The sequence below is a fragment of the Fibrobacter succinogenes genome (assembly GCF_902779965.1).
Lineage (GTDB): Bacteria > Fibrobacterota > Fibrobacteria > Fibrobacterales > Fibrobacteraceae > Fibrobacter > Fibrobacter succinogenes_F.
On sequence record NZ_CACZDK010000011.1, the window covers coordinates 123,152 to 136,786 of the forward strand.

Sequence of the window (13,635 nt, forward strand, 5' to 3'; positions counted from 1 at the left end):
CAAAAAAATATGGCGAAATGTACGAGCAACGGCGCTTTTTTCTTATTTTTTAATTATGTCCGAAAAAATTAAAACGCTTATCAAAAGACTCGCACCACTTCTCGATGAAAATTCCGATGTTTTTCGCGAATTGGAGACATTTTTTAGCGCCGAAGGAAAGATCGACATACACCTCGGCGACCTTGGAAAATTTCTTAATAATAACAGAACGTATCAAGTGGTCCGCATAAACGGCAAAAGTTACAAGGACTGCGTTTACGAACTCGTCGATAATCACCCCGAACTGATGGAAGCCATCGGCATGTTGCGCTATTACAAGGCGCCCGCCGGGAGCATCAAGTGGGAGGATGTCGAAGCCGCAGAAATTGCGATCGGCAACGAACTCACGGTAAACGCCTACGGCTGGGAACCGGATGCATGGACAATTTTCGAAAACAACGCCCTCGAAGAAGCCTCCGCGCCAGAAGACAAAAAAGGCGACCACGGCCTCGTCGCAATCGTTGCGCTAGATTCGATATTGTAGACGAAAGAAAGCCAGCATCGCTCAGAATAACACTCAGCGCACTCTGCCTACTGTCTACTTCCTACTGTCTACTAACTAGTGCTGTATAAACTTGAAGAAGGTAACGCCGGGGATTTTGCGGGTCTGTAAGTATTCGGCAAGCGGAACTTCAACGACCTGCCTTCTTTGCGATGAGGCATGGCGCATTACCGGCTTTTGTCCCGGCATAAAGATAACGAACCCTGTATGAGTCAAGTCGATTTTATCGGATGTTCCAACAATTCCGATTCCAAGAACTTTCATCACGCCTTTATACGTTCTCTTCGCCATTTCAATGGCCTCATCCAATGGCATATAGCGAATCGTGAGCGGAGTTTCTTTACCCGTGTACGTTATATTGTGATTCCTGAAAAATTCCTTCTTGGGCATGGTGCGTGTCACCGAAACTTCGCCTTCCATCGGAACAACCTTGGCATACTTTCCTTCGCCAACCCAATCGTCGAGCAGGAAATGTTTGCGAGTCAAAAAGCTTACCTTGCTCCCTTTGTAGCGGAGGCGTTGCAGCTGCCTGTACAAAGACTTTTCGCTTTTGGCCATCGCAAGGGCCACAACATGTTCCAAGTACGTCACGCAATCGACAGAGTCAAGATAAACTAACGGCTTATCGTCAACCGTATCCAAATGTCCTTCGCCCATCGGGCCCAACTTGTAAGGTGTTCCAATCAAGCGCTTCGAGAAATAATCCAAACGCTTGTTGAGACCGCTAACGCCTTGGGCATCAAGCCAAAGCGTTTTCATTTGCAGAAGCGATTTGTAATCGTTGTTCGTATAACTGATAAGCCTCATCCAAAGCGTGTCAAGAACATCCTTGCTCTTGCAATCTGGATTGGTGTTGGTTCCATTCAAATACATGGCAGCCGTAAGCGTATCGCCATCCACCGTGTAGATATAGCCCACCAAGGCATGGACTTCGGCGATATAGCCTGTCTTGAACCGAGTGAGCCACGGGGCTTCAAGATTCAGCATGCGCTTGGCGCCCGAGCCTACACCTGGGCTTGCAAAACTGTTGATGTAATATTCGCTTTTTGGATGGCGGGCCATTTTCGCAAGCATCTTCGAAACAGCAGAAGGTTTCACCTTGTTTTCAGGCGAAAGGCCACTTCCATCCCAGACATCGAAATCAGTCGGGTTGAGATCCATTTCCAAAAGGAACTTGCGTTCGGCCTTACGGCCTCCTTCAACACTTCCCACACCAGAGACTTGCGCGCCAAGATTCCTGAGCAACGTTTCGGCATGGAAATTCTGGCTACGCTGATTGATTTCGTCGAGAATACTCAACAGAGGCGCCGACGAGAACGAAAACTTTTTCAATTCCGTACTTGAAATCGATTTACGTTCCTTGAAAACGATACCGCGATTCTTGAGCGCATGCATAAATGCAGCCCTAAAATAACCGATCGGATTGCGAATCGGAAGCACCAAACTAGCCGAATCAACATCTTCGCCGATGGTTCCTCCGAGCGTAATTATGGACTTATCAGGGTCAATCCCGTACACCCATTTTTTCTTTCGGCCTTTAACGGTCTTTAAGTTGTTTACAACCTTGACATACCCCACATCCGGCTGAATAGAAACCACTGCCGAATCGCCACTGAAATAGCCCGGCCAAAAACGAATCGTCACGCAGTTGTCATTGAACCCCAGCGGGCCAATTTCGGCGCCATACCAGGAATCGTAAAAATTGCGGCGCCAGTTTTCGGCTTTCCATGGTCCCGTGTAATAACTAGTGTCCAAATCAATTTGCCCAATAATGGTGTCCACATCCAAAGCATGAATAGAATCCACCATGGTGTTCAGCATGTAAAACGGATCATCGTAATATCTTGCAGAAATATTCGGATCGCCCTCGCCGCGAATTTTGAGAGAGCCAATAAGCGTACGCTTTCTAATGTCTCCAAATACCGTTATTTCTGTTTTCGGTTCATAATTGAGCGGCAAAAAGTGGATTGCGGCAGCGGTTGTCAACGTCTTGAGCGTACTTGCCGGCGTAAACATTTCATCGCCATTAATGTTCCCGATTTCCTTGCCCATTTTCACGGAACGAAGCGACATGCCAAAGGTCGTCCCCGGAAGAAGCGAATCCACATAGCTTTTGTACGGAGCCAGATTAACATGCGCAAACAGCGGTGCTACAAGGAACGGTAGCAACCTAGAGGCTATTTTAAACAACTTATTCATCAGCGAGATTTCTTCTTCCTTCGTCTTACGACGAAAACGACAATAACACCAAGTACTAAGAATCCCGCACCAAGAGAAGCTAGCAAGAATCTTGACGAAACAACCTTGTATTTAATTTCATCGGCGGTCGGCATTTCATTTCGGCCTATAATATTCGTTGCATTTTTAGGATAAGTTTCCTTATATTCATTCAAGAAGATATGTTGGATCCAATGAAGCGTTTCGGCATAGTTCAAGCTATCGGAATGGGCAAGGACCTCATTGATTTTCGTATTCGCGTCATAGACAAGCTTTGCTAAGGCGGCGCTGCGTTTTTTCTTGTTCTTCGTATTTGCAAACAAGGTGCCCATGTTGTTCGAAAGATCAATCAAGATTTTTTCGACTTCGCCCCACTCCGGAATATTCGGGAAACTGCGGCAATGCTCCAGTTCGGCAACAAGCTTGGAATAACGCAAATCGCGATTCCAAATATGGAGAATGCTCCTATCCGCAGGCAAGAATCCAACTTGGCGCGAGAACGCATCAATGTTGTCTGCTCGGAGCATGTAGGCCAGCAGATGCTCTGCAAGTGCACTTTTAGACGATTTCCGTTTGTTGCCTAGCGCCAAATGGCTCCCGCCCATGAACGAGAACTTTCCGTTCGGGCCAGAAGGCAAGTTCAAAACCTTAATGCCATCTTTTGCAATCGCCGAATTAGCAAGGCCTCCGGCTTCTACCGGATAATCCAATTGCTTAATCAGTTCCGATGTTCCGTAATGAATGACGCGTTCCGAGCGCACAAAGCCATCGGCATTATCCGCAGAGTTTTCATACACGCTATGGGGTGCCATTTGCGCATCGCCCATAATCTTTGCATAAAGAGCAAGCCCGACCAGCGTATTCGAATCCAAAAGCGCACTGCGGTAGCCCTTTCCCGACGGCACCACAAAGTCGCCGCCATGGCTCCAGACAAACGGCGCCATGCACTGTTGCCCAGCCCAGTCATCCTTGCCCGGGAGCGCAAAAGGCGTTATCTTGACGCCCTCCGCAGTGGTCAAATCGCTATTTGCAATAGTTTTCAAGACGCCCAACACATGCGAGTACGATTCAAAATCCGAATCATCAAATCCAAGTTGCTGCCAGATGCGTTCGTTCACAAAGAATCCGCGAACGTCGATGAACCACGGTACCGAATACGTCTCGGGACGCCCAGAAATATGCGAACTGCGAAGCCCTTCGCCCAAAAAGCGAGCCGAATCAATTTCCGACATCAAGTAATCAATAGGACGAATGTAGCCAAGCGATGCGAAGTGCGGAACCCAAGTCGAACCAAGCTGAATCACATCGGGCGCGACTGCAATCGAATCCGCAAATGTCCCCGTTATTCTATAGAAAGCCTCGTTCCACGGAAGCACCGTAAGCTTTACCGGAATACCGGTCTCGCGATAGAATTTTTTGACAAGCCTATGTAGAGCGTTTTTCGAGCCAATGCCATTGTCCATGACCCAAAGCGAAACCGTGTCCGCAGTTGCAACTCTTGCCACAGTAGGAACAGCAAGCGCACCCAGCATAACGCTCACGCATAGCGCAAATCGGGCCAAGCCAGCAAGTCCAACAATCTTCTTCGCAATTCTAATCATTGAGCGAGTCTTCCAAAGTCTTCAAAGAAATGGGGATAAGTCTTGTTCACACAAGCGGGGTCGAGAATCTTCATGGGCACACCACCGAGCGAGACAAGGCTAAAGCACATGGCCATGCGGTGGTCGTTGTAGGTTTCAATCGTTGCCGGCTGCAACTGTTCTGGCGGTTCAATCGTAATGGTATCCATATCGGCCACCACGCGGGCGCCCACCTTCTGGAGTTCCGCAGAAATTGCGGCAATGCGGTCGGTCTCTTTCACGCGCCAGCTGCCAATGCCACGAATCGTAGTCGTGCCCTTCGCAAAAAGCGCAAGCACGGAAACCGTCATGGCCGCATCCGGAATGTCATTCAAGTTCATGTCGAGGCCCTTGAGTTCACAACCGCGACCATCGCATTCAATCCAGTCCGGACCAATTTCAATCTTTGCGCCCATCTTTTCGAGAACTTTTGCAAAGCCGACATCGCCTTGATGGCTCTGGCTACCCACGCCGAGCACGCGCACCTTGCCCTTTGCAATCGCAGCAGCCGCAAGCGGATAGCTCGCAGAACTGGCATCGCCTTCGACAAAGAACTCGCCAGGAGACTTGTAGGAACCCTGCGGAACGTAAAAGTCCGTGAGCCCATCATGGCGCACTTCCACGCCAAAGCGCTTCATCACATCCATCGTCAGTTCGATGTACGGAGCCGAAATAAGTTCGCCTTCTACATGAATGTGAAGCGGGCTCTTGCAATACGGTGCGCAAATCAAAAGCGCCGTGAGATACTGGCTCGAAATGTTCCCGCGGACACTCACATCGCCGCCCTTGAGGCCATCGGCCTTAATGCGAACCGGCGGATAACCTTCGGACTCCAAATACTTGATATCGGCATCCAACGTGCGGAGCGCATCCACAAGGTCGCGAATCGGGCGTTCACTCATGCGTTCTTCGCCGCGCAAAATGAACTTGCCCCAACCGAGCGAAAGCGCTGCCGTCAACGAGCGCATAGCCGTACCGGCGTTCCCGAGGAAAAGTTCAATGGCAGGACTCGGGCCATCAAACGGGCCACCATGCCCTTCGACAACAGCATCGGTAAAATCATCCGCGAAATCAATCTTCACGCCCAAACGCTTCAAAGCCTCGCCCATATAGCGGGTATCATCACTCTTGAGCAAATTTTTCAAATGCGTAGTCCCCTCGGCAAGCGCAGAAATCAAGAACACGCGATTCGTAATGCTCTTGGACCCCGGCAGGCAAAGAGAACCTTCAAAAGAATGATAAGCAGGAAGCTGAATAAAACTCGGGCGAAATTGGAAATCGTTCATACAAGAAAAATTATACATTTTTATCATGGGCTGTCTTTTCGGGCGCTCAAAAAGCAGAGCTAAAATTAAACAAACACGTGAGGAACAACATGGAACCGGAAGTCACAACCAAAAATTTTGAAGTACGTTTCTCGGACTGCGACCACCACAGCCGACTCAAACTTTCAAATCTCTTCCTGTTCATGGAAGAAACTGCGATTGCCGATGCCGAACAGAACGGTTTTGGCATTTGGAAAATGATGAAGGCTGGCTATACCACAGTCATTACGCGCATGAAAATCCGCTTGTTGCACCACCCGGTCTGGGGCGAAAGACTCTCTGTTTCGACATGGGCCAAGGACATCATTAAGGACAAAGTCTGCCTTAAGGATTATTCCATCCTCGATGCACAAGGGCACTCCATCGCGCAGGCAACATCTTCGTGGCTCTTGGTGAACATGAAAACTGGCAAGGCAGAAAACCCCGCCAATTCGCCGTACCCGATTCCACTAATTCAGGGCAAAAACGCATTGCCCGAAATGATGGACATTTTGGACCCGCAGTTAGAACCGAAAATTATCGGGCAAGAAATTGCAAAGTACAGCGACTTGGACATGAACAAGCACGTGAACCATTGCCGCTACGTGGATTGGGTAACAGATTCGCTCGATGCCGAAGAACTCAGAAGCAGAAGAATCCGTTCGATACAGATAAATTACATCACTCAAATTCCGCTGAGCGGAAAAGTGAATATCGTGAGGTTCAAAAACACGAACCATCACGCCTATATTTTCGGGATGAACGGCGACGACATGACACAATGCCATTTTCAGGCGAGAATCGGATTCGCGGACTAGATTATTCGGAAGTAAACGGCAGAAAGTCGGAAGGGAATGCCATATCGAACCATCCGGTAAAAAATTGTTATCTTTCATAGCGGATTTTTTCTGGAGTGCACCATGTCTAAATTAACGGTTTTCGTTCAAGCAGCATCTTTTACCGCTGCGATTTCGCTCACGGCATGCATTGGAACAAGTCAATGTCCGGCGCCAGAGGCGACACCGATTTCAAAAACTCCGATTATTTTAGGACAAGATACGGTCCACGCCGTAGAAACGCAACCCGGCACGCACACCGAAATGCAGGTTGTTACCGGTGATAGCGCTACGCAGTTGCTCGATCAATTCAAGTTGACAACGCCCGACCAAACTCCAGATGTAACGCCAACAGTTCTCGTACAAACCAGAGTCGATACAGTCTTGATGATGTTGCCGCCTTGCGACAAGACGCATTTTTCGCATTGCACGCTTGAAACAACGATGGACCCGTACAAGGCTTTCCCGGCTCTCGCGAACTACGTTTTCAACTACGCCGATACACTCAGCAAGGCAGGACAAACCGATTCCGCTTCTGTTATTCTAAACAGTTTTTCGTCCATGGCTCCCATGTGGCAAGAATGGCAAGCCTACTCGGATACATTGCGCAATGACTTCGGCAAGCGCCGCGAAGAGAAAGCAAAAGAATTCGAATCCATGGCCCTCCAAATCCAGAACATGAATCGTGTGCAAGCCTCGTACAGCATGGTTGCAGAAACCGCCGACAGCTTGATTGCACAACTCGCTCCGGGCGATTCGCTTGCCAACTGGGCAGCGGGCCAAAAGAAAATCGCTTACACGAACACGTTAAAGAAGGCAACAAAAGAATTTAATGAAATCAAGGTTCTTGCCGACGAGAAGGCTCAATTCGCCGAAGCCCGCAAGCAGACCGAGACATTCCGCATCCGCTACCGCGATTTCGAAGACACGCTCCATGTGCAAGATTTCCTGAAGCATGTCGATGAACTTGAAAAATCGCTCGATTCTGAAACCGCAAAGATGTGGGAAAAGAACGACCCCGAAAAGGCTCTCGCTCAGACAGACACGCTCATTGCCAACGAAAAATTCGAAAAGGCAAAGGACTTGCTGAACAAGCTCAAAGCAAGCAAGTACCGCAAAGAAGCGAACGAAAAATACATAGTCCTCGCAGACGCATACTGCAACAAGCAGCGCAAAACGACATCGCAAATTTTTGCAAAGTCGTTAAAGCAAACGGACGAAGCGAAGAAAAAGAAATTGCTGAACGATGCCATCGCGCCTTTGGACAAGTGCCTCGCGGAATTCCCTGAAACAACGCAGCGCGAAAAAGTCGAAAGCAACAGAAAATTTATTGAAAAGGAACTCGCCAAGTGACAGACTGGTGGAATTACGCCCAGTACCCGGCATTCTTCATTTTGGGCGCCATCGTAAGCCTCATCAATAGCATTGCCGGAGGCGGCTCCACGCTCAGCCTCCCCATCATGATTTTTCTCGGGCTCCCGGCAACGGTAGCTAACGGCACGAACCGCATCGGGCTTATCATCGGGAATTTCAGCAGTGCTTTTAATCTCGCACGTCATGGCTATTTGAACAAGAAAATTTTCTTGCAATTGCTTTTGCCGACTTTCTTTGGAGCGCTCGTCGGCGCCTGCTTCTTGGTGCGCATTGGGGATAAGCTATTCCAGGCGATTCTCGCAGTTGTCATTTGCCTTGTGGTAGTCATGAGCAACTTGCGCAAGGACATTCTCGGAAAGCCTCCAGCAACGCCACCTGAAAAGCTAACACTCAAAGGCGCCCTCGGATTTTTCGGAATCGCTATTTATGGTTGCATAGTGCAAGTGGGCGTTGGGTTCGTACAAATATTTGGACTCACGCGATACACCGGACTTGACCCAATTCACGTGAACGCCATCAAGAACGCACTCACAAACGTGTTCTTGATTGTAAGTACCGTCGCACTCGGCATTGCCGGAAAAATCGACTGGCCTATCGCGATAGTCATGGCCGCAGGCGCATGGTTCGGCGGCTACCTCGGCAGTTTTACGCAGCGCAAGAAAGGCAACAAGTTCATCCAGCGATTCATCAGCGTTTGCAGCATCGGTATGGCGATTGCGCTTGTCGTGGATTTGATCGTCAAGTAGATTCTGCGCCGTTCGCCTCACATTTCGAACCACTTTCCACACGCTTCACAGCACGTTTCTTGCGCCGCTTTTTGCGCGGTTTCAAAGGTTCACCGAGGCCTGCGCGCAATCCCAATTCCAGTTCAGAGTCGCCTGCGGCGAGCAGTTCTTTTTGCGGGCGTTTCAGTTTTTTGATGCGAGCTTCTAGGCGGAGCGCTTCTTCGCGGGTTTCTAGTTCGAACGTGCGCAACACGCCTTCTGGCGGAAAAGCCTTCGTGAACTTTGCTCCTCGCCCATTGCAATGTTCCTCGTAGCGAGCCTGCACATCCACGGCGTAGCCCGTGTAAATGCGATTACCCTTGCAACGGAGCATGTAGACGAAATGCGACATATGAGGTATGGGGGCGGCTCTTCGAGCCTTTGGGCTATGAGCTCGGCACTAAAGTGCCTCTCAGCATTTCATAATAGAAATATTTAAAACAAACCAAACACTTCACCCCGTTCGGAACGTCAACATAACCTCAAAGCGAAGCGACCTCAAAGGTGCAACGCACCGACCTCACACCCCAATGCCAACTATTCTTTCTTAGACACGATACTCATGTAGATTGTGCCAAGGATTGCGGCGCTAAAGCTTCCAAGGAGAATACCAAGCTTTGCGGAATCCTTGTTCGCACCGTCTTCAAAGGCAAGGCCAGCCACAAAGAGAGCCATGGTAAACCCGATACCGGCAAGCATGCCGCCACCCCAAAGGACCTTCCAGGAGTAGCTCGGCTTCTTGGATACGCCAATCTTCACCGACAAGAGGCTAAAGAGGAATATACCGATCGGCTTACCGAAAATGAGGGCTAGTGCTACGGCGCCAAGCACCGGGACATCCAGACCGCCGAGCTTAATTTCTACGCCGGCATTCGAGAGCGCAAAGATAGGCATGATAGCAAAATTCACCCACGGCACAAGCGGCTTGTACAAGCGTTCCTGCAACGAAACACTTTCACGGGCACCACGCTGGAGCATGTTGAACACGCGGTACTTTTCTTCGCCAGAGACCTTGGTATCACCAGAAAGCACGCTGCCCACGCTGTTAGCAAAGTTTGCCACCATACCTCTTGCAACAACAGGTTTTGCCGGAACCGAGAGTCCAAGGAGAACGCCCGCAATTGTCGGATGTACACCCGACTTGACAAAGAACGCCCAAATAGCAACGCCCAACACACCATGCAAAAGCAAGTTACGTACACCAATACGGAAGAACACATTGATCAAAGCAAGGAGCGCAAACGCAATTCCAAGAGCCGCGAAATTGATGCCATCGCCGCTCGGGTAACCAATTGCAATCACGAGAATCGCACCGATATCGTCCGCAATCGCCAAGGTCAAAATCATCACGCGGAGCGCATGGGGCACCTTCTTGCCCAAAATCGCCATACAGCCGACCACAAACGCGATATCTGTCGCCGTGGGGATTCCCCAACCATGTGACGTTCCCGGAGGGCAAAGCGCCAAGTAAATGAGCGCCGGGAAAAGCATACCGCCAGCCGCCGCAATAATCGGGAGGCTCGCCGCCTTCGGGTCGTGGAGTTCGCCATAGGTCATTTCGCCTTTGACTTCGAGCCCGATGTTGAAGAAGAATATCGTCATCAGCGCATCATTGATGAACCAATGCAAATCGCCCGTGCCCACCCAGCTGCCAATCGTGACCACAAATGGCAAATGCCAAAAGTGCTCATACGATTCTGGAGAGAGGTTCGCCCAGATGAGAGCCGCAAGCGTCATAATGATAAGCACTATGCCGCCCGTCGTCTCCACCTTCATCAGGCGTTCAATCGGGGTGATAATCTTACGTACCGGGGTTTCCGGAAACATATCTTCAATTTTATCGCTGCTTGTTACTCGTGCTGACATATGTTTTTCAATATAGATAACTTTTAAAACTTTTTTGGAGCTTTACAGCCTTTGTAACAGATAAATAGGAATAATACTACAAATCCGCTACAAGAACATCGCCAAGACATCTTTTAGCTTTTCAATGCTCACCGGTTTTGCGATATGCTCGTTCATACCCACTTCGAAAGAAGCCTGGCGGTCTTCGTCAAAGGCATTTGCCGTCATAGCGATAATCGGAATTTCGGCAACATCCTTGTTGTCAAGTGCGCGGATGCGTTTTGTAGCCTCGTAACCATCCATCACTGGCATACGAACGTCCATCAAAACCACATCAAACGGTCTCGAAGTCGCCTTCGAAAGCATTTTCACGGCAATATCGCCGTCTTCGACGGCAGTCACAATAAAGCCATTATCCTGGAGAATTTCCATCGTGATTTCGCGGTTGAGGATGTTATCCTCGACCAAGAGGATCTTCTTGCCGGCAAAGCCCGATTTTTCTGTTTTCTCCACACCATCTTCGCGCTTTTTCGATTGCACCAGCTTGAATTCGAACGTCATGACGACTTCGGTACCCACATGCAAGCGGCTCGCGATTTCAATCTGACCGCCCATCATCTCGACAGAGTTTTTCGTAATCGCAAGTCCAAGCCCCATACCACGAGTCTCTCTCGATGCAGAGAGCTCTCTCGTAAACGGCTCATAAACCTTCTTGAGGAATTCCTCGCTCATGCCGATACCGTTATCCTTGATACGGAATTCATAAGCGGCATAGCTCGACTTCGAAAGCGGCGTTTCCTTGACGCTCATCGAAATAGAACCACCTTCCCTCGTAAACTTGATCGAGTTCGAAAGAACCTTCAGCAAGACCTGACGCAAGCGGTTCTTATCGCAAACCACTTCATCATCGTTGATATCGACACAGTCGAGTTCGAACTTCAAATCCTTCACTTGCAAATCATTGCGGATATCGCGTTCCACTTCATGAACAACTTCGAACAAATGCGTCGGCGTTTCGTTGAGGTCGAACTTGCCCGATTCAATGCGGCTCATATCAAGAATATCATTGATAATCGCAAGCAAGCGGTCAGAACTTTGGTCAATCTTGAAAAGGCAATCCTTAATACGGTCACGGTCATCCAAATGCGACGACGCGATTGACGTAAGGCCAATAACGGCATTGAGCGGCGTACGGATTTCATGGCTTATGCTATTGAGGAATTCCTTTTTAGCACTGTTTGCCGCCTGCGCCGCCGAGAGCGCCTGTTTCAAGGCTTCGGCCTGCGTTTCGAGCTGTTCCTTTTGTTCAAGCTGCAAGCGGGTCGCTTCATCGACGCTGATAAAGCCAGCCACAATCTGTTCCTGAGCATCAGGCGCCTTGCCTGCCATCACAAACTTCAACTGCCAATATTCTACGGCGCCATTAATAATCATTCGGAAGTTGACATAATACGCGCTCTTTGCAACAAGTTTTTCCATCACCACATCGCGAGACGTCATGTCCATAAACATCTTGCGGTCGTCCGGGTGGACAAGCGTATTCGCGATCAACGTCAGGCGATCTTCAAAATTCCCGACCTTTCTCCAGTTCGGGTTATCGGCCCAATTATTCTTTTTCACATAATAAAGATGGTCTTCGCGAGTGGACGGGTTAATGAAGCTCACCAGCGAGAAATCTTCCGAGAGGCCTTTAATCACAGAAAGCCTTTCGCGCTCGGCTTCGAGAGCCACCTTTTCGTCGTTCACATCTTCGACACCAATGAGCACATAGCCTTCACCCTTGCCATCGGCAAAACCAATCAACGTGTGGCGCAACCAGACCCAGTTGCCATTGATAAACCAACGCATGTCCACAACCTTTCGTGATTCATACTGGTTCATCATTTCAAGGAAGGATTCCTTATTGAACACGCTATGGCAAAGTTCCAAATCATCCTTATGGATCTTGGTAAGCTCATCGTTGTTCATGATGTCGTACAAAGAGACATTGCAATCAAAACGGCTGAGAATTTCCTTGTACAAATCGTTCATGGAACTCGGGTAAACCACATACGAACCGGACTCGGGATTCACATAATAAATATGGATAAAGTTCTTGGACAAAAGGCCTAGAAGTTTCATTTGCATGTAACGGACCTTTCCCACATCATCTTGTTTAAACTGATCCAATTCACTTGCAAAACGGCGGATGGCGACTCGACGGAGCAACATAAAATAAGCAACAAAGAAGACAATTACAACAATGCCTAAGCAAAGCAAGATAAAGCGGACTTTATGGATTGCCGCAAAAGCCACCTTTTCTGGCGACGAAATTGCAATACTCCAGTGATTTACCGGCAACGGCTTATAATAGAAACAGTTCGATTCTTCCCAATAGTTTTCAACGCAAGCTTTACCCGTAGCGCCAGCAAGCAAGCTATCCACCAACACAGAGAATAAGCCTTTCTCGTTATCCAATTCATTTATATAATCACGAATACCCTTCAACGAGTCATGCTTTGAATCGGCAATAAGGCGACCATCATCGCGATTGACAACATAGACATACATTTTGCGGTCGTTCTGTTTATCACTACGCATGTATTGATGAATTAGCCCCAAACTAAAATTCCAGTACGCAATGGCAACGACCTTGTCGCGACTCTTGATGGGGACAAAATGGTACAGCAATTTTTCTTCGAGTTTATCGCTTTCAAGGCGTACAACGACATGCGCATTGGGTGTCGCTTCTTCATTAAACGATATCCCCATCATCGAAGCATTCATCAAGGAGCCATCCGATAAAATCGCCGTATCGCCAGGCAAAAGGATATTGATTTTTTTGTCACGCAAGAACGGTTGCAATTCATTCAACTTCGGAAGCAAACTATCGACCGAATAATCGTTGCGATCCCCCAAGGCATCGGCCACAAACTGTAGCGTTCCACCATAGTGCAGATTGCTCATTATGAAATCATTCGATGCAGTTTCGGCATATTCACGAAGCCTGTTATAGCAGCCGTCCTCAACGATTTTCAGAATTTTCTGGCAAACAAACATGAACACCAAAGCATTCAAAGCCACAAGAATCACGGCAAAAATAACATGATCCCGGTGCATCATTTTTTCACTATGGACGCCATCAATATTCTTCAT

Annotated in this window: 10 protein-coding genes; 4 read left to right on the forward strand and 6 right to left on the reverse strand. The window is 48.7% G+C overall.

The window, feature by feature from the left end; all coding sequences use genetic code 11:
• Positions 1-55 precede the first annotated feature (55 nt).
• The gene (locus tag HUF13_RS07330; RefSeq protein WP_173474517.1) at positions 56-523 is read left to right on the forward strand and encodes a hypothetical protein; all 468 of its coding nucleotides are present in this window, start codon (positions 56-58) and stop codon (positions 521-523) included.
• Positions 524-598: 75 nt separating this feature from the next.
• On the opposite strand, the gene dacB is transcribed toward HUF13_RS07330, so the two are convergent.
• From dacB to aroA, 3 genes are read right to left on the reverse strand one after another with little or no spacing between them, the layout of a single operon-like run.
• Positions 599-2,740, reverse strand: coding sequence for a D-alanyl-D-alanine carboxypeptidase/D-alanyl-D-alanine-endopeptidase (gene dacB, locus HUF13_RS07335; RefSeq protein ID WP_173474518.1), 2,142 nt, complete (start codon positions 2,738-2,740; stop codon positions 599-601).
• Positions 2,740-4,359: an extracellular solute-binding protein gene (locus tag HUF13_RS07340; protein ID WP_173474519.1), complete on the reverse strand. Its 1,620-nt coding sequence runs from the start codon at positions 4,357-4,359 to the stop codon at positions 2,740-2,742. Before HUF13_RS07340 ends, dacB begins: the two co-directional genes overlap by 1 nt.
• Entirely contained in the window at positions 4,356-5,663 is a 1,308-nt protein-coding gene (aroA, locus tag HUF13_RS07345) for a 3-phosphoshikimate 1-carboxyvinyltransferase (RefSeq protein ID WP_173474520.1), read from the reverse strand. The genes HUF13_RS07340 and aroA overlap by 4 nt, the downstream gene beginning before the upstream one ends.
• Positions 5,664-5,752: 89 nt before the next feature.
• Between aroA and HUF13_RS07350 the strand changes: the two genes are divergently transcribed.
• The 3 genes from HUF13_RS07350 to HUF13_RS07360 all read left to right on the forward strand — a co-directional run bounded on the left by HUF13_RS07350 (position 5,753) and on the right by HUF13_RS07360 (position 8,637).
• Positions 5,753-6,499 (forward strand): acyl-[acyl-carrier-protein] thioesterase, encoded by a 747-nt coding sequence (locus HUF13_RS07350; RefSeq protein ID WP_173474521.1) that lies wholly within the window; start codon positions 5,753-5,755, stop codon positions 6,497-6,499.
• A 102-nt stretch (positions 6,500-6,601) separates the two neighbouring features.
• Positions 6,602-7,870: a hypothetical protein gene (locus HUF13_RS07355; RefSeq protein WP_173474522.1), complete on the forward strand. Its 1,269-nt coding sequence runs from the start codon at positions 6,602-6,604 to the stop codon at positions 7,868-7,870.
• Positions 7,867-8,637 carry a sulfite exporter TauE/SafE family protein gene (locus HUF13_RS07360; RefSeq protein WP_173474523.1) on the forward strand — a complete coding sequence of 257 codons (771 nt, stop codon included), beginning with the start codon at positions 7,867-7,869 and terminating at the stop codon, positions 8,635-8,637. Before HUF13_RS07355 ends, HUF13_RS07360 begins: the two co-directional genes overlap by 4 nt.
• On the opposite strand, the gene HUF13_RS07365 is transcribed toward HUF13_RS07360, so the two are convergent.
• The 3 genes from HUF13_RS07365 to HUF13_RS07375 all read right to left on the reverse strand — a co-directional run bounded on the left by HUF13_RS07365 (position 8,630) and on the right by HUF13_RS07375 (position 13,635).
• The gene (locus HUF13_RS07365; RefSeq protein ID WP_304038928.1) at positions 8,630-8,989 is read right to left on the reverse strand and encodes a GIY-YIG nuclease family protein; all 360 of its coding nucleotides are present in this window, start codon (positions 8,987-8,989) and stop codon (positions 8,630-8,632) included. The genes HUF13_RS07360 and HUF13_RS07365 overlap by 8 nt on opposite strands.
• Positions 8,990-9,192: 203 nt before the next feature.
• Entirely contained in the window at positions 9,193-10,521 is a 1,329-nt protein-coding gene (gene nhaA, locus HUF13_RS07370; RefSeq protein WP_173474525.1) for a Na+/H+ antiporter NhaA, read from the reverse strand.
• An 87-nt stretch (positions 10,522-10,608) separates the two neighbouring features.
• Complete coding sequence (locus HUF13_RS07375) at positions 10,609-13,635, reverse strand: response regulator (protein ID WP_173474526.1); 3,027 nt, start codon at positions 13,633-13,635, stop codon at positions 10,609-10,611.